Here is a 19443-nt window from a genome sequence, read left to right on the forward strand (position 1 = left end):
TGGCCGGGCCGGAGCGGTGGCGACCTCCGGTAGCCTGTGATTGATGACATATCTGCCCGGTCTCAGCCAGCCCGCGCCGCCAACGATGGTGGTGTGGAGTTCCGCCATGACCGCTTACAACTTTGGTCCCGGCCACCCCATGGCTCCGGAGCGGATGGATCTGACGGCCCGCCTCGCCGGAAGCCTCGGCCTGCTGGACCTGGCACACGTTTCGGTCGCCGCTCCGGAGGTGGCCACGGACGCCGAACTGGAGACCGTGCACTCGCCCGAGTTCGTGGCGGCCGTCCGCCGGGTCAGCGAGGATCCGGCGACGCCCAATGAGGCCCGCGGCCTGGGAACCGAGGATGACCCGGCCTTCGCCGGCATGCACGAGGCCGCCGCCAGGATCGCGGGCGGCTCGCTGCTCGCAGCCAACGCCATCTTGGACGGCTCAGCGCTCCACGCCGTGAATTTCGGTGGCGGCATGCACCACGCGGCCCGCGAACGGGCCAGCGGCTTCTGCATCTACAACGATTCTGCAGTTGCCATCCAGAGGCTGCTCGATGGCGGCATCGGCCGCGTGGCGTATATCGACGTCGACGCTCACCACGGTGACGGGACGGAGAGTATCTTCTGGGATGATCCCCGTGTCCTCACCATCTCGCTGCACGAAAGCGGACTCACGCTTTTTCCCGGGACAGGCTTTGCGAATGAGACCGGCGGCCCGCAGGCGGAGGGCAGTGCCGTCAACGTTGCCTTGCCGGCCGGGACGGGGGACGCAGGCTGGCTGCGTGCCTTCCATGCCGTGGTGCCGCAGCTCATGGGTGCGTTCCAGCCCCAAGTCATCGTCAGTCAGCACGGCTGCGATTCGCACCGCCACGACCCGTTGGCCCACCTGAACATCAGCGTGGACGGCCAGCGCGAGGCGGCCACCGCCGTCGGGAACCTGGCCGCCCGGCACTGCGGGGGACGGTGGATCGCCACGGGCGGTGGCGGGTACAGCGTCACCGACGTTGTGCCGCGCTCCTGGAGCCACCTCATCGCCATCGCCGCCGGGCGTCCTGTCCCGCTGCGCACCGAGGTGCCCAATGACTGGCGCTCCTACGTGCTCGCGAAATTCGGGCGGGATGCGCCTGAGCTGATGGGCGATGATGTTGAACTCTGGTGGCGGTCCTGGGAAGTGGGGTTCGACCCCAACGACGCCGTGGACCGGACCGTGATGGCCACCCGCAAAGCTGCGTTCCCGTTCCACGGCCTGGACCCCTGGTTCGACTAGGACCGCGTCCTACGGTGCGCTCCGGCCGGCGCGGGCCCGGCCGGCACCCCGGCCGTCACTCTCACTCCGGCCGGCCAACGACCACCTGTGCAGGGCTGTGGATAATGTATCCGTTGAGCCAGGAGAACAGTGCCCGGACCTTTTGCTGGAATCCCGACAGCAGGGCGAGGTGCACCAGTAGCCAGGACAAGAAGGCCAGTGACCCCTGCAGTTGGATGCGCTGACGGCCGATCTCGGCCACCGCCGCGCCCCGGCCGATCATCGCCATGTAGCCCTTGTCGACGTATTTGAAGGGCTGGCGCGTACCGCCGGTGAGGTCGGCATGGATGTTTCGGGCCGCCCATTTCCCTGCCTGCTGCGCGACTGAACCCAGCTGCGGCAGTTTCGCGCCCGTGGAATCGGTGATGTTGGCCGCGTCACCCAGGACATACACGCCCTCGGCATCCTGGGCTGTCAGGTCAGGTTGGACATCGATCCGCCCGCCCCGGCCCTGCGCGAGTCCGGAGGCGGTAATGATGTCCCCTGCTTTCAGGCCTCCGGCCCACACCACCACCCGGCCTGGGATGGTGGTTCCGTCCACCAGCGTCACCCCGTCTTCGCTGACCTGGGCGACCCCCACGCCCAAGTGGAGTTGGACGCCGATCTTTGTCAGGCGTTGCCTCGTGTAGTTTTGGGACTTTTCCGAAAAGGCGTTCAGCACTGTCGGGAGCATATCCACCAGATGGACACGGCATCGGGCGGCGAGTTCCGGGGAAAAATACTTGGGCACCACGAACTTGACGTTTTCCGCCATGGCGCCCGCCGTCTCCACGCCCGTCGGGCCACCGCCGACCACCACCACGTCGACGGAACCCGTGGCTTCCCGGTCGGTCTGATCCAGCAGGCTGGTCAACCGGGCGCCCAGCCGGGTCGCGTCGACAACCGAGTACAAGGGGAACGCATGTTCCTCTGCTCCGGGCGTGTTGAAATAGTTCGGCGTGGCACCCACAGCGATTACCAGCACCTGCGCCCGGAACGTGTCGCCGTCTGCAGTGGTGACCGTGCGGTTGGCTGCATCGACCGAGGCCACGTGCGCGGTGAGCACCCTCACCTGCCTGATCCGGCGGAAGACGGACCTCAACGGGCGGGCAATGGCCGAGACCCCGATCTGTGAGGTCGCCACTTGGTACAGGAGCGGTTGGAACTGGTGATAGTTGTTGGAATCGATCAGCAGTACACGGACGCCTTTGCGGCCCAGTTCCCTGGCGGCCGTCAGGCCCGCGAACCCGGCACCGACCACCACGACCTGATATGTATCCTCCATCCGTGCAACCTACTCCTCCTTGGGTCGGTGCGACAGTGCCCCGGACGAAATAGTGGATGCCTTGCGGCGTATATGTCGCTAGGGTGGGATGCATGGTGACAGACGACGTATTTGCCGTCATTGCGGAAGCAACCCGACGCGACATTTTGGTATCCCTGCGCGCAGGGGACAAGGCGGTGGGGGAGCTCGTCGAGGAGCTGTCCGCCAGCCAGCCCACCATCTCCAAGCACCTGAAGGTCCTCCGCGAGGCGCAGCTGGTCAGCATGCGCGCCCAGGGGCAGAAGCGCTACTACGCACTCAATCCCAAGCCGCTGGAGGGCGTCATCAGCTGGCTGGAAACGTTCGACGTCGGCCGGGCAGCCGCCGTCGCAAAGTCACCTGAGGCTCCCTCAGGGAAGTCCGGCAGCAGCGAGGGTGCCGCTGGAATCCACGTTCCCGATGACGCAGATGTGGCCGCCGTACTGGCACGGCCGGACGCTGAGCTGAGCCCCGCCGTCGTCATCCCCGGCGGCACCGCAGCCCCGCTCAGCGACGACACCGTACCGCAGCAGATCGGCCGGACTGTTGGCCGCGCCGCGACGAAGGCCGCGGACCTGCTGGCGAACCTCCCGAACCTCCCCAAGTTCGGCCGCAAGAAGTAGCCCAACTAGGTAGCAGCACATGTCGTTATGAGCGCTCATAACGACATGTGCTGCTACCTGGTTGGGTGGGAGCTACTTGTTGAGCAGGCGGACGTGGTCCGGGGTCAGTTCGGAGATCTTGCTGACGCCGAGCAGGGCCATGGTGCGGGCCATATCCTTTTCGAGGATCTGGATGGTCCGGTCCACTCCGGCACGGCCGCCGGCCATCAGGCCGTAAAGGTACGCGCGGCCGATCAGGGTGAAGTCGGCGCCCAGGGCAAGTGCGGCAACGATGTCCGCGCCACTCATGATTCCCGTGTCCAGGATGATGGCAGCGTCTGAGTTGTCCGCCTTCAGCGCCGCGGAAACCTCCGGCAGCAGGTGGAACGGGATGGGCGCGCGGTCCAGTTGGCGGCCGCCGTGGTTGGACAGCACAATGCCGTCGGCGCCGTGGTCCACCACCTTGCGGGCGTCCTCAACAGTCTGGATGCCCTTGACCACGAGCTTGCCCTTCCAGGTGTCACGCAGCCAGTCCAGGTCCTCGAAGGTGAGGGTCGGGTCGAACATGGAGTTGATCAGGTCGGCCACGGTTCCGGTGTAGCGCGAAAGCGAGGCAAAGGTCAGCGGCTCGTGCGTGAGGAAGTTGAACCACCAGGCAGGACGGTACGAGGCGTCCAGGACGGTCTTAACGGTCAGCGCCGGCGGGATGGTCATGCCGTTGCGGACATCCCGGAGGCGGGCGCCCGCGACGGCGGTGTCCACGGTGACCATCAGGGTGTCATTGCCGGCCTTGGCGGCACGCTCAATGAGCTCCAGCGAACGCTCGCGGTCAGTCCACAGGTAAAGCTGGAACCAGTTGCGGCCGTTCGGGGCGGCCGCGGCCACGTCCTCGATGGAAGCCGTCCCCATGGTGGAGAGGGTGTACGGGATGCCGGCGGCTTCGGCAGCCTGCGAGCCGGCGTATTCACCCTCGGACTGCATCATCCGCGTGAAGCCTGTGGGGGCGATGCCCACGGGCAGCCGGGAGGGCTTGCCCAGGATCTCGGTGGTCAGATCGATCTTGGACACGTTGCGCAGGATGCCGGGCCGGAACTCGATATCCAGGAAGGCTTCACGGGCGCGGCGGAGGGTGATTTCTTCCTCGGCGGCGCCATCGGTGTAGTCGAAGGGGGCCCGCGGCGTGCGCCGCTTGGCCATGTCGCGCAGTTCCCAGATGGTGCTGGCCCGCTGAAGCTTGGCGGCGCGGCTGAACTCCGGCTTCTTGAACTGCATCAGCGGGGCGAGATCCGAATACTTGGGCACGCGGCGCTTCAGTGCCGCAGGCACCACCGACCTCAGGGCCGCCGACGGCGCGGGGCGGGGAGTTGCCTCGGTGGCGGGGATATCTGTGGCATCCGGAGCCGGGGTGGTCTCGGGATTGTTGGGCTGAATGGTGTGGGTCATGGCTTCCTCCGTCGATGGGCCGGTCGCGCCGGACACAGGTCACGCTGTGGTCTAACCACACTGTAGGCCATGTGGTCCAACCACATCAACTACTATGGCGATATGCGCACGCACCAACTTGTCCTGACGTGGATCGAAAAGCAGCTCTCCGACGGTGAGCTGACGGTCGGCGGCCGCCTGCCGGCCGAGCGCACGCTGGCCGAGCAGCTTGGCGTCTCGCGGACATCGGTGCGGGAGGCCATCCGGATTTTGGAGGCCCTGGGCGTGGTCCGGGCCGGCGTTGGGTCCGGGCCGGAGGCCGGCACCGTGGTGATTTCGGATCCGACGGCGGCGCTCGGCTCGGCGCTGCGGCTCCACGTCGCGACGCAGCACCTGCCCATCGCGGACATTGTGGAGACGCGCGTCCTGTTGGAGTCCTGGGCAGCTGCCCGCGCCAGGGCTGACGCGCCCGAGCTGGAACGTGCGGCCGCGCTCCTGGACGAGATGGACGCCGTCGGGCGCGGAAGTGCGGAGGCGGACCACTTCCTTGCCCTGGACGTCCGCTTCCACCTGTCCCTTGCCGACGCCGCCGGAAACGCCGTGGTCAGCGCCATGATGGGCTCCCTCCGCGAATCCATCCAAGGCTACGCCGGCAAACTCACGGCCAACCTCCCGGACTGGGACACCACGGCAACACGCCTGCAGGCCGAGCACCGCGACATCCTGGCCGCGATCAGAAACGACGACGGCGGGCACGCGGCCAAGCTTGTCGCTGCCCATATCGAGGGCTACTACCGGGAGGCCGGGGTCAGGCACACCGCGAAGGCCTGACCCCGGCGTCGAGATTGCAGTTCGCGGCGGTGTTCGCGAGAAACACTGCCGCCAAGTGTCATCTCGAGGGGGCGGGGACGGGGATGGGGGCGGGGTTCGAGGGGGCGGGGTTCGAGGGGACGGGGTTCGAGGGGACGGGGTTCGCGGGAGCCGGTCCACTGCTGGCCCGGATTTCGAGGCGCGGCTGGTACCGGCTGCCGGGAGCTTCGTGGTCTTCGTGGCGGATCAGGGCCCGCAGCTGCTGCCAGGCCTTCGCACCGAGTTCGGCGATGGGAACCGCTGCGGTGGTCAGGGTGGGCGTGGTGTAGCGGGCGAAGGGGATATCGTCGAAGCCGGTGACGGAAATGTCGCCCGGCACGTCGACGCCGCGCTCGTGCAGTCCGCTCATCAGACCCATGGCCACGAGGTCATTGAACGCCAGGATGCCGGTAGCGCCGCTGGCCAGGACCGCGTCCACGGCCTCATGCCCGGTGTCAAAGTCTGAGCCGCCGTCGAGCATGGTGACCTCCACCTGCGGGTGGCCGGCCTTGAACGCTGCCAGCCCTTCAAGCCGGAGGCCGTTGGAGGCGCTGCCTGCCGGGCCGGCAAGGAACGCCAGCCGGGTGTGGCCGAGCTCCGCAAGGTGCTCGGCGAGGGCCTCGACCCCCTGCCCGTAGTCCACCACCAGGCTGGGAATGTCAGCGGCCGTCGTGGTGCGGTTGATCAGGACCAGCGGGTGGAGCGAGGGCGCTATCTCCTCAAGCTCGGCGTCGCTCATGCGCGGCGCGCACAGCACCAGGCCGTCGCAGCGCCGGCGGGCCTCGCCGGCCAGGATGGCCTCTTCGCTGGATACTTCGAAGGAGTCGGCAATCAGGACCCGGTAGCCGTCCTGCGCCGCGGCCCGGCTCAGGCCGCGCAGGATTGCCTGGAACGTGGGGTTGGCCAGATCCGGCACCACAATGCCGATGGTGTCCGTCTTTCCGAGGGCGAGGCTGCGTCCCACCGGGTTGGGCTGGTATTTCAGCTCGACGGCGGCGGCCCGAACGCGGGCGGCGATGTCCGGATCCACCGTGTAATTGCCGTTCATCACGCGCGAGACCGTGGCGTGCGAAACTCCGGCCTTGACGGCAACATCCGCAATGCCGATCCTGCCCGTTGCCGATCTCCTGACCATGGCCTGCCTTTCCTAAGTTTCAGTGCCGTGAGCTACCGTGCCGGTGTCCTCGTCGGGAGCCCCTGCCGTGAGACAGCATATATCGCTCTCAGAAACCGATTTCCACTCATGCGCGGGGGCTGCACTGACTTTCGTGACGTCCCCACCCCGATGGACTCAAAGAAAACGCTTTCTCTTAGAAAGAATAAGGGTTGACGGCGGGATGCGTCTATTGATAGAAAGTCTGTAGCGAACTGAGAAAACGCTTTCTCACTCCGGACTCCAGCCGTTGACGAACGGCAATCCACCAAGCCCCCACGAACGGCCACTGCACGGCCGGCATCGAGCTTTCGAAAGGGACCTTCCATGGTCAACACAGCCGAATCGAGCACCGCTACCGCAGCCTCCAGTTCCGGTCCGCTGACCGGCAACGCAGCCGAAAGCAAAGCCCGCATCGCCCTCATCGGCACCGGCGGGCGTTCCGAAATGTATATCCGGGCTATCTGCGGGAAGCACGCGGACGCCGCTGAACTCGTGGCCTTTTCGGACGTCAATCCCGGCCGGGTGGAGTACTACCAGAAGCTCATCCAGGAACTTGGGGCGCCGGGTCCCGTCGCCTCCTTCGATCCTGCGGACCTCACCGCGTTCATCCAGGCGAACAGCATCGACCGCGTTGTGGTGACCACGCCGGACTACACCCACGCCGACTACATCGTGGAGGCACTCAACGCGGGTGCCGACGTCGTGGTCGAGAAACCGCTCACCATCGACGCCGAAGGCTGCCGCCGCATCACCAAAGCTGTGGCCGACACCGGCCGCAACGTGGTGGTCACCTTCAACTACCGCTACTCGCCGCGCAACAGCGCCCTCAAGGAGATCATTCAGAGCGGCATCATCGGCAAGGTGACCTCCATCGACTTCAGCTGGGTCCTGGACACGGTCCACGGCGCCGACTACTTCCGCCGCTGGCACCGCGACAAGAAGAACTCCGGCGGCCTGCTGATCCACAAGGCATCGCACCACTTCGATCTGGTCAACTGGTGGATTGACGATGTTCCTGAACGCGTCTTCGCCTCGGGCGGGCTGAAGTTTTACGGCGACAAAAACGCCGCCGAGCGCGGCCTGGGTCCGCGTCCGGAGCGTGGAACGCCCGACGCCGGAAGCCCGGGTGCCCGGGACAGTTCAGCCGGGAAGGACCCCTTCGCGCTGGACCTCCGCGACGATGAGCGGCTCAAGGCCCTTTTCCTCGACAACGAGCACTACGACGGCTACCGGCGCGACCAGGACGTCTTCACCGGCGGCATCACCATCGAGGACAACCTGGCACTCGTGGTGGAGTACCAAGGCGGTCCGCGGCTGAGCTACTCCCTGAACGCCCACAGCCCGTGGGAAGGCTACCGGGTTGCGGTCAACGGCACCGAGGGCCGGGCCGAACTGGACGTGGTGGAACGCTCCGCCGTGGTCAGCAGCACCGACAAGAAGACCGTGGTGGACCCGAGCGCCACGCCCGTCGAGGAGGATGACGCCGTCCGCCGCAACGGCGAACGGCTGGTGGTCCAGCGCCACTGGGAAGCTGCCTTCGAGGTGCCCATCGTGAACGGTGAAGGCGGGCACGGCGGCGGCGACGAACTGCTCCTCTCCGACCTCTTCAACGGTCCCGGCGAGGACCCGCTGGGCCGCCCGTCCGGCTACCTCGACGGACTCCGGTCCGTGTCCGTGGGCATTGCCGGCAACCGCTCGCTCGAATCTTCCCTCCCGGTCCGCATCGAGGACCTGGACCTCGGCGCCGACCTCCGCCGGGCCTAGAGCGCCCAAAAAGCTTCGTGCCCCAAAAACCTGAAGGAAAATCAGCATGAGCAAAATATTCGTCACCGGCGGCTCCGGCCGCCTCGGCCGCAGCGTTGTGGCCGGCCTCGCGGAAGCGGGCCACGAAGTCATCTCGGTGGACCGCGATGCCATACCGGCGGACCAGCTGCCGGCCGGCGCCGTGCAGGAAACCGGGGACCTGCTGGCACCGGGTGAGGCGCTGCGCCTCCTCCGGAAAACCACGCCCGACGCCGTCATCCACCTTGCCGCGATCGCCGTACCGTTCAGCGCACCCGAAGATTTCATCTTCGCCACCAACACGCGCCTCGCCTACGCGGTGATCAGCGCGGCCACGGAACTCGGGATCGGCAAGATTGTCACGGCCAGCAGCCCCACGGTCCTGGGCTACGGCTCACCGGCCGGCTGGCTGCCGGGCAGTTTCCCGCTGGATGAACGCACCACGCCCAAGCCGTGGAACGCCTACGCGCTGTCCAAGCTCATCGCGGAGCAGACCGTGCAGATGTTCGCCGCGGCGCAGGGGACGAAGATCCGGTACGCCGCCTTCCGGCCCTGCTACGTCATCTCGCCTGAGGAATGGGACGGCGCCCCCACGCAGCAGGGCCACACACTCGCCGAACGCCTGGCCGACCCCGCTTTGTCCGCACCGGCGCTGTTCAATTACGTGGATGCGCGCGATGTTGCCGATTTCCTGAACGTGCTCCTGCAGAAAATGGACTCGATCCCCAACGGTGAAACCTTCTTCGTCGGGGCGGCGGATGCGCTGGCCACGGCGCCCTTGGCCGAACTGATGCCAAGCTTCCTGCCCGGAAGCGAAACCCTGGCCGCCGGACTGACCGGCACCAGCCCTGCTTTCTCCATCACCAAGGCCCGCGAGCTGCTGGGCTGGGCGCCCAAACGCAGCTGGCGGACCGAGCTCAAGACAGACACCAACCTCAACGACGAGACGTCCGCCACGCTGGTCACAGCGGGAGCCGGATCCAAGGAGACACCATGAAATTCGACGGCGTTCTGTTCTTCCCTGTCACACCGTTTACGCCGGAAGGCACTGTTGATGTGGCGCTCCTCAAGGAGCACATCAGCTCGCGGCTGCCGTTCGGACCCGGCGGTGTGTTTCCCGCCTGCGGCACCGGTGAGTTCCACGCCCTCAGCATTGACGAGGTGCGCACGGTGGTGAGCGCCGCCGTCGAGGTTGTGGCTGGTGCGGTGCCGGTAGTCGCAGGAGCCGGCGGGCCGCTGGGCCACGCGCTGGCTGCCGCCCGGGTGGCCGAGGAGTCCGGTGCCGATGCCCTCCTGGTGCTGCCGCCGTACCTGGTCACGGGGCCAACCGACGGGTTGGTTGCCTACGTTGAGGCGGTGGCGGATGCCAGCAGTCTCCCGGTGATCGTGTACCACCGGGGCAACGCCAAGTTCACCGCTGCCGCCATGGCCCGGCTCGCCGAAAACCCCAAGGTGGTGGGCTTCAAGGACGGACTGGGCGATGTTGGCCTGGCCCAGGAGATCGTGTCTGCCGTCCGGGCTACGGGCCGCGAGGATTTCGCCTTCTTCAACGGACTGCTGACCGCGGAATTGACCCAAGGCGCCTACCGCGGGCTGGGCATCCCGCTGTACTCGTCGGCCGCGTTCGCCATGGCCCCGGAGATCGCCAAGGCGTACTACGACGCCTACATGGCCGGTGACGAGGACCGCCGCAACGCCCTACTGGAAGGTTTCTATGCTCCGCTCGTTCGGCTGCGTGACCAGACGCCGGGCTTCGGCGTCTCCCTGGTCAAGGCCGGACTGCGGCTCAGCGGACTTCCTGTTGGCCCGGTCCGTCCACCCCTGACGGACCCCACCGAAGACCAGCTGGTCCAGCTGAAGTCCATCCTGGCCAGGGGCTACGAGCTGGCCGGCCGCTGATGAGTACGCCCGTCGCCGTCGCTGTCGCCGAGGCCGTCCGGAGTGCCCCGCTGATCACAGGCCTCTCCACCCGGCTGCTGACCGTCCCGCTGCGGCGCAGTTGGGGAGTGGAGGCACCGGAAAACCATGTCATTGTCACGGAGATCCAAACAGACGACGGCGGCGCGGGGCACGGTTTTTCCTGGACGCCCACCATTGGCCCCCAGGCCGTCAAAGCGCTCCTCGACTATGACATCGCACCTTTCATCACGGGGCTGCCCGCCAACCCTGAGGTGGTGTGGGACGTGTTGTGGAAGCGCCTGCACGAGGCCGGCGGCGGGGGACTGACCACCATCGCGATGGCCGGCGTCGACCTTGCCCTCTGGGATCTCCAGGCTTGCCGGTCCGAAACGTCAGTGACGGGCCTCCTGGGCCAGCGGCAGGAGTCCGCCGAGGTGTACGGGTCCGGCGTGAACCTGCATTACACCCTTGAGGAACTGGTCGCCCAGACCGAACGCTGGGTTGCTGCGGGTCACCGGGCCGTCAAGATCAAAGTGGGCAAGCCCGACATCCGCGAAGACGCGGAGCGCGTGGCAGCTGTCCGGTCAGCGCTGGGCCAGGACCGGAAGCTCATGATCGACGCCAACCAGCGCTGGGACCTGCCAACCACATTCAAGGCCCTGGACGTGCTGGCGGAGTACGGGCTGGAATGGCTGGAGGAGCCCATCCGCGCGGACGACCTCTGGGCGTACCGCAGGCTGCGGAAGCATTCACCCGTGCCCATCGCCCTCGGCGAAAACCTGCACACCATCTACCGCTTCCGCGACTTCATCGACGCCGAAGCCGTGGACATCATCCAGCCCAACATCATCCGGGTCGGCGGCATTACCCCGTTCCGAAGGATCGTGGAGCTGGCCCGGACCAACAGCATCCGGGTCATGCCGCATCTGCTGCCGGAGCTTTCCGGGCAGCTGGCGCTCACCCTGGCCGAGCCCACCCTGGTGGAGGACGTGGAGGATGCCTCCTTCGAGCAGCTGGGCATCCTTGCCGGGCCGTCGCCGGTCCGTTTCAGAGACAGCAGGCTGACCCTCGCGGACCAGCCCGGACTGGGCTTCCGGTTCAAGGATCGCCCGCAGCCCTGACAAACGCTCTCTCACTTAATGACGCTTTACGCCGAACCTTCTCTCACTTAATGACGCCTTACGCCGAACGCTCTGGCAGTGCTGTCGCTTCAACGAAAACGCTCCCTCAGTCTGAACTGGGGGAGCGTTTTCGCGTTCGGGCCTGGTGAAAGCCGCCACTTGTTCGGGCGTGGAGGTAACGAGAGAGCGTTCGCCGGAAACCTGCAGGGAGTGAGAGAGCGTTGGGGGAAAGGCGACGCTAAGTGAGAGAGGATCGCCGGAAAATCCACATTTAGTGAGAGAGGGTGGGCTCAGAGTTGCAGGATCACCGGCCGGGGGAGGCCGTTCACGGCGGAGACGGGCCAGCGCTCGTCCACGGTCAGGGCTTTCACGCCCGACTCGGTGAGCTGCACTGTGTCCTCAATCTTTACCCCGGGGCCCGACGGGTTCCACGTGAACGGCTGGTTCAGCACCACGGTGTCCGTGGTGGTTGAGGTGACGCGGGGATCCCGGCCCGCATAGCCGGCCGGCCCGCCCTGGTGGTGCTGCTCCCACTGCTCCGCGCCGAAACCGTGGCGGACGTACGCTGCCTTGATCTCGCCAAAAATGTGGTCCAGCCGGGCGCCCGGGACCGTCGCATCGAAGATGTCCGCCTCAACGGCAGCGATCCGGGCCTCCGCGTCGCGCTCCCCGGGGGTCCCGCCGTCGAACCTTACCCAGCGGGTGATGTTGGCAACCAGGCCGTCCCGGCGCGCGCACACCACCGCCATGGCGCGGCGCCCCAGCGGCGCGTGTGTGGCCAGCGGGTGGCGGAAGTCGCTGCGTGAGCTGCCATTGCACAGGAGCACCAAAGGCTCTGCGCCGGCGGCCACCAGGCGGGCCGCCAGGGCGGACACGAGCTCGAATTCAGTGGTGTGCGGCCGCGCGGTGGACAGGACGTCGGTCATGACGACCGCCAGTTCGGCGCTGAGGCGCGCGTAGCGGGCGGACTCGCCCGGCAGCAGCTGCTGGCGGGCGGCCCTCAGTTCGGCAGCCACTGCGGCCTCGGCCAGCGGGCCTCCCGAACCGGCACCCGAGGAACGCCCGACGGCGGCAGCGGCCTGGTGCAGGTTCCCGTGCCAGGGCACGGTGTGGAGTGAGACTCCCGCGGGCAGCTCCTCTGCGCTGATGCGGCCGGCCTCGTTGTTGAATGTCACCAAGTGGTCGCCCTCCCGGTCCACCAGCAGCGCGGCAATGGGGTCGCCGGCCAGGCTGATGTGCACCCGGCTGCCGTCGAGGTACCAGGTCAGCGCCGTGTGCGTGGTCAAGAGCAACGAGTCCTGGCCCTTGGTGTCAAGGATGTCCAGGACCTTGCGCCGTTTGATGGCCCGGTCCGCGGCGGAGGCGGGCGCGGTGCGGCGCGTGGTGTCTGCCGGGTCCGCGACTGCGCTCAGCTGCGAGGACGGTGTGGTGGCTACGGTAGTTGTCTGGCTCATGAGCTGGTCCCCAATGGTCTGGTCAAAGCGTTGTTATCAAGGTCTGGATGTCTTCGGTACTCAAAAATCCGTCGGCGATATACACCGTGACGCTGCGCCGCACCGGTTTGCCAGGTTCCGCAATGACCGGTGCATCCCACGCCAGCGACTGGCCGACACCGGGGTAGCCGTCCACCCGGACAAACCACGGGTCCGTGGAACCTGCCGCCGCGACGAACACCAGCGTGGCGGCGCTTTCACCGGTGCTGAACTTGCCGGACCACGCGAGCCACGGCGTCACTTTCCCGTGCACGGCCGACTCGCCTCGGAGAGTCTCCCCGGTGTCGCCGGATGCCCAGACAGAGGCTTCCGAGCAGGCCGGCAGGCGCCAGAAGAAGCCGCCATAGCCACCGCCAGCCCGGCCGTTGGAACCCGGGCTGCCCAGGGTGACCGGCTGGTTTCCGGCGGGTGAGAGCGCAAAATCCAGCGTGAGGCGCCAGGCGGAGGGGCCTGCCGCAGCCCACGTCCAGGTGCGCTGTTCGGTCAGGACGGGAGCGCCGTCGGGCCTGTTCCACGAGAGGGTCTCGGTCAGGAGACCCTCTCGCTCGGTGCGTGGCCCCGTGCGGACGATGGTGCCGTGGTCGGGCCGCCAGACGTATTCGCCCGCTGCCCGTGTGTACGTGCGGCCGCCCCAAAAGTTGACGCCGTCCACATCCTGCAGGGCCACTCCCACACCCAGGTGCCAGACGTGATCCAAGGGTTGGTGGTCCGTGACGACCGTCCCCGCGAGCGTCCGGACCGGGTGGAGGTAGGGACGGGGCGAGGACGCGGCGCGGATGCGGCTGCCGTCCTGGTATTCGGCCACGGTCCGGCCGTCGACGGCGAACGTCCCGGCCGGAGGCAGGCTCGATGCCCAGGGGGCGCCCAGTTCGGCAAAGGTGGCCTGGGCCTTGGCTGCGCGGTCCATCAGTTTGGGGATGCCGTTGACGACGGGGTGGGCGTCGTCGCCGTCGTCCTCCCACGTGATGTGCTCGGCACTGATTTCCTGCGGATCCCGGGCGGTGCGGATGGCTTCGAGCACCGAGGTGAACGCGCCCGTATCCCCCAAAGAACACAGCAGCGGATCGCCCGAACGCCGTGCCGCGAGCAGGTTCTCCAGCAGGTCCGTCCGGCCGAAGACTTCACGGCGCTCGCCGTCCGGTGTGGTGGTGACAACCTCGTCGTCGGTGTAGAAAAACCTGATCTCGCCCAGGGTGCCGTGGACCGTCACGGAGGGGCGCTGCTGTTCCGGGGCGCACAACGTGAGGGCGCAGAGCAAGGTCTGCCCGGCCGAAGTGCGGACGCGGATCACGGAGGTGTCGTCGCTCTGGGTGTTGTGGGCGCGGTACAGGTCGGTTTCAACCGAGGCGACGTCGGCAATGGTGTGCGCGCCGGCCAGGTGCAGTCCGGTGGCAACCGCGTGGGCCAGCGCGTTGGTGGCCACGCCGTCCACCACGTCCGTGCCATCCAGGCTGCGTTTGCCCGCCCAGCGTGAGCGTTTGAAGTATCCCTTGGACCGGACCCACCTGCCTTGGGCGCTGAAGCCGAGGATCTCGCCGATCTCACCGGACTCGACGGCCTTGCGGATAGCGGGCAAAGCGTGCGATCCAAGGCTTTGGAATCCCACCTGCACCAGCCGCCCCGACGCGTCGGACGCAGCCAGCAGGTCCCGGAACTGCGCCATTGACGCCACCGGTGGCTTTTCAACATAGACATCCGATCCGGCCGCCAGTGCGGATAGCGCCAGGGGTGCGTGGGTCTGGATGGGCGTCGCCAGGATGACCACGTCAGGTGCCGGGCCGGCTGCCAGCAGCTCGTCCAGGGTGCTAAAGACCGCCACAGAGTCGCCGAGCGCGCCGCTTTGCGGTGGATTGGGGTCGGCAACTGCAGCGAGTTCGACGACGGCGTCCGCCGCGAGGCGTGCAAGGTTGGCCAGGTGCCGTTCACCGAAGCCGTGGACGCCTACCAGGGCGACGCGGGGGATTGCCGTTGCGGCCGGGACGCCGGGTGCCGCGGCGTCCCGGCTGGCCGGGCTGGCAGTTTGCTGGGTCATCAGTGTCCTTGGTGGCTGGGTGGTGGGCGGTGCTGGGAGGAGGGGACGTCGTCGTGCGTTCCTTACTTGGGTACTCCCGATTCAACTGTGGCGGGCTGCCGGACGGCGGACTGCGAGGTGAGCCTGACAGGGTCCGTGGAAGCCTTTGGAGAAAACGCTTTCTCAAAAATTAGCAAAGGCCTGTACAGCCGTCAAGAAACCGTTTACTTTGGTAGGGAACCGCTTTCCCGACCATCACGGGACGGTGGCGGGTTCCGGAGTCGGCGCCAAACCAAATCCGGGCTGAGCCTGCCATCGACGCGGTATGGCAATGGATCGCATGGGTGATTGCCCAGTTGTGCGGTCAACCGACGTGCGGGCCCGCCTGGACTGCGCACCCACCCGTGCCGGCCGATGCACTTCGCCGGAACGATCACACATAACGTGGAGGGCCACGATGACCAAAGGAGACCACATGGCCGCTAATCCCATCCCCAGGGCGCTGCCCCCGGAAGGGCCCTGCTTCGAAGGGCTCGGTCCAGAGGGGCAATATCCAGAGGGGCGCCGTCCTGAGGGACTCTGTCCCGAGGGCACGCTCGCGGCAGGCTCCCGGGGCGACGTCAGGGTGCCGGAATGAGCGCCATCGGCGAACTGACCACGCTCAAGCGGCGCAAGGGTCCGCTGTCCGCAGCGGAGAAAAAGGCGAACGGCCGGGACAACAAGGCCGCGTACATCTTCCTGCTCCCGTGGCTGGTAGGCCTGGTGGCCATCACCATCGGACCGATGCTGATGTCGCTGTACCTGTCCTTCACCGACTACAACCTGCTGCAGCCGCCGGAGTGGACGGGGCTGGACAATTTCGTCCGCATGTTCAGCGACGCCCGCCTGCACAACTCACTGGGCGTAACGTTCACCTACGTCTTTGTTGGTGTGCCGCTGCAGCTCGGTGTGGCGCTGCTGATTGCGCTGGTGCTGGACAAGGGCCTGCGCGGGCTGCCGTTCTACCGCTCGGTGTTTTACCTGCCGTCCCTGCTGGGCGGCTCGGTGGCTGTTGCCATCCTGTGGAAGCAGATCTTCGGCACCACCGGCCTGGTCAATCAGGCGCTGGCGCTTGTCGGCATCGAAGGCCCGGGCTGGATTTCCGATCCGAGTACGGCGCTCGGCTCCATCGTCCTGCTGCATGTGTGGACCTTCGGCGCACCCATGATCATCTTCCTGGCCGGCCTCCGGCAGATCCCGGTGATGTACTACGAGGCCGCAAAGGTGGACGGGGCCAGCACGCTCCAGCAGTTCTGGCGAATCACGCTGCCGATGCTCAGCCCCATCATTTTCTTCAACCTGGTGCTCCAGATCATCGGATCGTTCCAGTCCTTCACCCAGGCGTTCATCGTTTCCGGCGGCAACGGCGGCCCGTCGGACTCCACGATGTTCTTCACGCTGTACCTGTACCAGAAGGGCTTCGGCCAGTTCGACATGGGCTACGCCTCAGCTATGGCATGGTTCCTGTTGGTCATCATCGGTGTGTTCACCGCCATCAACTTCATCGCTGCAAAGTATTGGGTTTTCTATGACGACTAAACTTGAGACGCTGCCCGCCCCGGACAAGAACAACGCCGGCGCCGGTACGCCCACGAACCACCGCAGGCCCGTGAAGCGCCGCGAGTCCCGCGGCACCCTGGCATTCAGCCGCTCCGCCCGCACCAAGGCGTTGATCAAACACGCCATCCTGATCCTCGCCGGCGGCCTGATGATCTACCCCCTGTTGTGGATGGTGGTTTCGTCGCTGCGGCCCAACGACCTCATTTTCAAGGACCCCGGGCTCTGGCTGAGCACGCTGGAAATGGGCAACTACACCGATGGCTGGTCAGCGCTGACGCACCCGTTCGGGCACTACATGCTCAACTCGGCGATCGTGGTGATCGGGTCCATCCTTGGAAACCTCATCTCCTGCTCCATGGCCGCGTATGCGTTTGCCCGGCTGCAGTTTTCCGGCAAGAAGCTGTTCTTCGGCATCATGCTGCTGACCATCATGCTGCCGTTTCACGTGGTGATCGTGCCGCAGTACATCCTGTTTTCGCAGATCGGCTGGGTAAACACGTTCTGGCCGCTCATTGTGCCCAAGCTCCTGGCGACCGACGCCTTCTTTGTCTTCCTGATGGTCCAGTTCATCCGCGGCATCCCCAAGGAGCTGGATGAGGCTGCAAGGATCGACGGCGCCGGCCACCCGCGCATCTTCCTGCGGGTCATCCTGCCGCTCATGGTGCCGGCCCTGGCCACCACCACCATCTTCACCTTCATCTGGACCTGGAACGATTTCTTCGGCGCACTCATTTACCTGACGGACCCTGACATGTTCACTGTCCCGGTGGCCCTCCGTGCGTTTGTGGATGCGCAGTCGGCCACCAGTTGGGGATCCCTGTTCGCAATGTCCATCGTGTCCCTGCTGCCGGTGTTCCTGGTGTTCCTCTTTGGCCAGCGGTTCCTGATCAAGGGAATCGCCACCACGGGCATCAAATAAGCCTCTTGTCATACAAGTGCTTGACTTGTAGTATGAAGTTCAGAAAACGTTTTCTCACGTAATTTCTCCCTCAATGGATCAAAGAAGATCGGAGTACCCCAGTGCCGCTTTTCCCCCGCTCCAACGCTGCTGGCACCAATGATTCGGCAGCCGCGTCATCCTCTGGCGCACGGCCCCGCCTCCGTAAGACGGCCTTCGTGGCCGCGGCAGCCGCCGTCGTCATGGCACTGAGTGCCTGCGGTGGCGGGGCCACCGCACAAAAGGATGGCGGACCCGTTGAGCTGCGCTTCTCCTGGTGGGGAAGCGACAAGCGGGCGCAGGTGACGCAGGCTGCGATCGCCGCCTTCGAAGCTGAGAACCCGAACATCAAAATCAAGCCGGAGTACGGCGACTGGAGCGGATACTGGGACAAGCTCGCCACCCAGGTCGCAGCCAACGATGCCCCGGACATCATCCAGATGGACGAGAAATACATCACCGAGTACTCCACGCGCGGTGCCCTGCTGGATCTTTCCAAGTACAGCATCGACACGTCCAAGCTGGACGAGGCAGCCCTCAACGCGGGAAAGGGTGAGAAGGGCCTAACGGGCATCGCTGCCGGCATCAATGCCGCTACGATTCTGGCGAACCCGGCTGTCTTCAAGGCCGCCGGCGTCGCACTTCCCGACGACAAGACCTGGACCTGGGACGACTTTGAGCGCATCTCTGCCGAGGTGACCGCCAACTCGCCGAAGGGCACGTACGGTGCCGCCGCCTACGGCACGGACGAAGCCTCGCTGGGAGTCTGGCTCCGCCAGAACGGCAAGACCCTGTACACCTCCGACGGCAAGCTGGGCTTCGAGCCGAGTGACATCGCCGAATGGTGGGCCAACCTCAAGGAGCTCAGCGAGAAGAAGGCTGTTCCCACGGCCTCGGAGGTAGTTGAAGCTGAGGCCGCACCGCTTGACCAGAGCGGCCTGGCCACGGGCAAGAACGGGCTCGCGTTCTGGTGGTCCAACCAGCTGCCGGCCCTGGAGAAGGCTGCCGGTTCGGAGCTGCAGATCCTCCGGTTCCCGTCCACCACAGGAAAGGCCGCCGACGCCCAACTCTGGTACAAGGCATCCCAGTTCTGGTCGGCCTCGTCCCGCACCAAGCACCCCGAGGAAACCGCGAAGTTCATCAACTTCCTGGCCAACAGCGAAAAGGCCGGCCAGGCGTTGCTGGCGGACCGCGGTGTGTACCCGAACTCTGACGTCCGGGCAGCCATAGAGTCCAAGCTGACCCCCGCTGACATCAAGGTGGTCAAGTTCATCGACCAGATCAAGGACGAGCTCGGCGAGGCCCCGGCTCCGCCCCCGAAGGGAGCCGGCGCCATCCAGGAAATCGTCAAGCGCTACACCTCCGAGGTCCTCTTCAACCGCCTGTCAACGGACGACGCCGGCAAGAAGGCCGTGGACGAGATGAAGTCCGCCATCAGCTAAGCAGTAACTGACAGCTAAGCAGCACGCCGGTGCGACGCGTACTGGCGCCCTATGCGAGATCCTGCGCTCTCGCGGGAAGCGTACGACGGCGACTGGTCACCACAGTCCCGGCTGGAACCTTTGGTTCCGGCCGGGACTGTGGTGTTTAAAGTTCGAGGACTTGGTGCGGCTTTCCGGGCGGTTGGCACGGCCTTCAACTGTTCGTGTCGAAGTTCTCTCGACGGTAGGGCCTATCAGTGAGGTCAAAGTTAGTTGGGAGTCTGCTGATCCGGTGGTCTACAGGTGGGGAGTGACTATTGACGGCTTCCCGGCGGGCGTCGTTGAAGGACTGGCCCGCTCCGTGAGCGTTACCGAGGTCCACCGCGAAAAGGAGGTCGTGATTGAGGTCTTGGGCTTTACGGCCGAGCGTGCCATGGGGGATCGGACGGGCCCAGTCCTGGCCGCCGTCAAGTAGCCGTTCTGCGTCCCCGAATTCCGGGTGTTGTCCGGTTCCCGCGCGGTGCACTGACATTTTCCTTGGCGGGCGTTGTCATATACAGGCTGGGGGTGGTGGC

Annotated in this window: 16 protein-coding genes; 11 read left to right on the top strand and 5 right to left on the bottom strand. The window is 66.1% G+C overall.

The features are described 5' to 3' along the window. Nucleotides 1-43: 43 nt before the first annotated feature. Nucleotides 44-1255, top strand: coding sequence for an acetoin utilization protein AcuC (locus tag IAQ70_RS17840; protein ID WP_190990694.1), 1212 nt, complete (start codon nucleotides 44-46; stop codon nucleotides 1253-1255). 61 nt (nucleotides 1256-1316) lie between these two features. Here the strand turns inward: IAQ70_RS17840 and IAQ70_RS17845 are convergent, their stop codons facing one another. Then, nucleotides 1317-2558, bottom strand: coding sequence for an NAD(P)/FAD-dependent oxidoreductase (locus IAQ70_RS17845; protein ID WP_190990695.1), 1242 nt, complete (start codon nucleotides 2556-2558; stop codon nucleotides 1317-1319). 92 nt (nucleotides 2559-2650) lie between these two features. Between IAQ70_RS17845 and IAQ70_RS17850 the strand changes: the two genes are divergently transcribed. Continuing rightward, nucleotides 2651-3199 (top strand): ArsR/SmtB family transcription factor, encoded by a 549-nt coding sequence (locus tag IAQ70_RS17850; RefSeq protein WP_190990696.1) that lies wholly within the window; start codon nucleotides 2651-2653, stop codon nucleotides 3197-3199. Between the two features lie 72 nt (nucleotides 3200-3271). Here the strand turns inward: IAQ70_RS17850 and IAQ70_RS17855 are convergent, their stop codons facing one another. Further along, nucleotides 3272-4621: an alpha-hydroxy acid oxidase gene (locus IAQ70_RS17855; RefSeq protein WP_317983702.1), complete on the bottom strand. Its 1350-nt coding sequence runs from the start codon at nucleotides 4619-4621 to the stop codon at nucleotides 3272-3274. Between the two features lie 102 nt (nucleotides 4622-4723). On the opposite strand from IAQ70_RS17855, the gene IAQ70_RS17860 reads away from it, so the two are divergent. Continuing rightward, complete coding sequence (locus IAQ70_RS17860; RefSeq protein ID WP_190990697.1) at nucleotides 4724-5431, top strand: FadR/GntR family transcriptional regulator; 708 nt, start codon at nucleotides 4724-4726, stop codon at nucleotides 5429-5431. Nucleotides 5432-5489: 58 nt separating this feature from the next. On the opposite strand, the gene IAQ70_RS17865 is transcribed toward IAQ70_RS17860, so the two are convergent. Beyond that, complete coding sequence (locus IAQ70_RS17865) at nucleotides 5490-6584, bottom strand: LacI family DNA-binding transcriptional regulator (RefSeq protein WP_190990699.1); 1095 nt, start codon at nucleotides 6582-6584, stop codon at nucleotides 5490-5492. A 345-nt stretch (nucleotides 6585-6929) separates the two neighbouring features. Here IAQ70_RS17865 and IAQ70_RS17870 point away from each other — a divergent pair, with 345 nt between their 5' ends. From IAQ70_RS17870 to IAQ70_RS17885, 4 genes are read left to right on the top strand one after another with little or no spacing between them, the layout of a single operon-like run. Then, nucleotides 6930-8369, top strand: coding sequence for a Gfo/Idh/MocA family protein (locus IAQ70_RS17870; RefSeq protein WP_190990701.1), 1440 nt, complete (start codon nucleotides 6930-6932; stop codon nucleotides 8367-8369). Between the two features lie 46 nt (nucleotides 8370-8415). Next, the gene (locus IAQ70_RS17875) at nucleotides 8416-9384 is read left to right on the top strand and encodes an NAD-dependent epimerase/dehydratase family protein (RefSeq protein ID WP_190990703.1); all 969 of its coding nucleotides are present in this window, start codon (nucleotides 8416-8418) and stop codon (nucleotides 9382-9384) included. Beyond that, the gene (locus tag IAQ70_RS17880; RefSeq protein WP_190990705.1) at nucleotides 9381-10286 is read left to right on the top strand and encodes a 5-dehydro-4-deoxyglucarate dehydratase; all 906 of its coding nucleotides are present in this window, start codon (nucleotides 9381-9383) and stop codon (nucleotides 10284-10286) included. The genes IAQ70_RS17875 and IAQ70_RS17880 overlap by 4 nt, the downstream gene beginning before the upstream one ends. Beyond that, entirely contained in the window at nucleotides 10286-11407 is a 1122-nt protein-coding gene (locus IAQ70_RS17885) for a mandelate racemase/muconate lactonizing enzyme family protein (protein ID WP_190990707.1), read from the top strand. Before IAQ70_RS17880 ends, IAQ70_RS17885 begins: the two co-directional genes overlap by 1 nt. A 290-nt stretch (nucleotides 11408-11697) precedes the next feature. On the opposite strand, the gene IAQ70_RS17890 is transcribed toward IAQ70_RS17885, so the two are convergent. Then, on the bottom strand, nucleotides 11698-12861 hold the full coding sequence (locus IAQ70_RS17890; RefSeq protein WP_190990709.1) for a M24 family metallopeptidase: 1164 nt from the start codon (nucleotides 12859-12861) through the stop codon (nucleotides 11698-11700). A gap of 22 nt (nucleotides 12862-12883) precedes the next feature. Next, entirely contained in the window at nucleotides 12884-14932 is a 2049-nt protein-coding gene (locus IAQ70_RS17895; RefSeq protein WP_190990711.1) for a DUF6807 family protein, read from the bottom strand. Between the two features lie 612 nt (nucleotides 14933-15544). Between IAQ70_RS17895 and IAQ70_RS17900 the strand changes: the two genes are divergently transcribed. From IAQ70_RS17900 to IAQ70_RS17915, 4 genes are all read left to right on the top strand, one after another. Beyond that, nucleotides 15545-16489, top strand: coding sequence for a carbohydrate ABC transporter permease (locus tag IAQ70_RS17900; protein WP_190990713.1), 945 nt, complete (start codon nucleotides 15545-15547; stop codon nucleotides 16487-16489). After that, the gene (locus IAQ70_RS17905) at nucleotides 16479-17429 is read left to right on the top strand and encodes a carbohydrate ABC transporter permease (RefSeq protein WP_190990715.1); all 951 of its coding nucleotides are present in this window, start codon (nucleotides 16479-16481) and stop codon (nucleotides 17427-17429) included. The genes IAQ70_RS17900 and IAQ70_RS17905 overlap by 11 nt, the downstream gene beginning before the upstream one ends. Nucleotides 17430-17530: 101 nt before the next feature. Next, nucleotides 17531-18889 carry an ABC transporter substrate-binding protein gene (locus IAQ70_RS17910; RefSeq protein ID WP_190990717.1) on the top strand — a complete coding sequence of 453 codons (1359 nt, stop codon included), beginning with the start codon at nucleotides 17531-17533 and terminating at the stop codon, nucleotides 18887-18889. 289 nt (nucleotides 18890-19178) lie between these two features. Then, entirely contained in the window at nucleotides 19179-19343 is a 165-nt protein-coding gene (locus tag IAQ70_RS17915) for a hypothetical protein (RefSeq protein ID WP_190990719.1), read from the top strand. Nucleotides 19344-19443 lie beyond the last annotated feature (100 nt).

The sequence above is a fragment of the Pseudarthrobacter sulfonivorans genome (assembly GCF_014712225.1).
Lineage (GTDB): Bacteria > Actinomycetota > Actinomycetes > Actinomycetales > Micrococcaceae > Arthrobacter > Arthrobacter sulfonivorans.

Excerpts from the sequence above, each read along its gene's own strand:
- IAQ70_RS17840 (WP_190990694.1), top strand. The coding sequence starts at position 44 with ATGACATATCTGCCCGGTCTCAGCCAGCCCGCGCCGCCAACGATGGTG.
- IAQ70_RS17845 (WP_190990695.1), bottom strand. The coding sequence starts at position 2,558 with ATGGAGGATACATATCAGGTCGTGGTGGTCGGTGCCGGGTTCGCGGGC.
- IAQ70_RS17850 (WP_190990696.1), top strand. The coding sequence starts at position 2,651 with ATGGTGACAGACGACGTATTTGCCGTCATTGCGGAAGCAACCCGACGC.
- IAQ70_RS17855 (WP_317983702.1), bottom strand. The coding sequence starts at position 4,621 with ATGACCCACACCATTCAGCCCAACAATCCCGAGACCACCCCGGCTCCG.
- IAQ70_RS17860 (WP_190990697.1), top strand. The coding sequence starts at position 4,724 with ATGCGCACGCACCAACTTGTCCTGACGTGGATCGAAAAGCAGCTCTCC.
- IAQ70_RS17865 (WP_190990699.1), bottom strand. The coding sequence starts at position 6,584 with ATGGTCAGGAGATCGGCAACGGGCAGGATCGGCATTGCGGATGTTGCC.
- IAQ70_RS17870 (WP_190990701.1), top strand. The coding sequence starts at position 6,930 with ATGGTCAACACAGCCGAATCGAGCACCGCTACCGCAGCCTCCAGTTCC.
- IAQ70_RS17875 (WP_190990703.1), top strand. The coding sequence starts at position 8,416 with ATGAGCAAAATATTCGTCACCGGCGGCTCCGGCCGCCTCGGCCGCAGC.
- IAQ70_RS17880 (WP_190990705.1), top strand. The coding sequence starts at position 9,381 with ATGAAATTCGACGGCGTTCTGTTCTTCCCTGTCACACCGTTTACGCCG.
- IAQ70_RS17885 (WP_190990707.1), top strand. The coding sequence starts at position 10,286 with ATGAGTACGCCCGTCGCCGTCGCTGTCGCCGAGGCCGTCCGGAGTGCC.
- IAQ70_RS17890 (WP_190990709.1), bottom strand. The coding sequence starts at position 12,861 with ATGAGCCAGACAACTACCGTAGCCACCACACCGTCCTCGCAGCTGAGC.
- IAQ70_RS17895 (WP_190990711.1), bottom strand. The coding sequence starts at position 14,932 with ATGACCCAGCAAACTGCCAGCCCGGCCAGCCGGGACGCCGCGGCACCC.
- IAQ70_RS17900 (WP_190990713.1), top strand. The coding sequence starts at position 15,545 with ATGAGCGCCATCGGCGAACTGACCACGCTCAAGCGGCGCAAGGGTCCG.
- IAQ70_RS17905 (WP_190990715.1), top strand. The coding sequence starts at position 16,479 with ATGACGACTAAACTTGAGACGCTGCCCGCCCCGGACAAGAACAACGCC.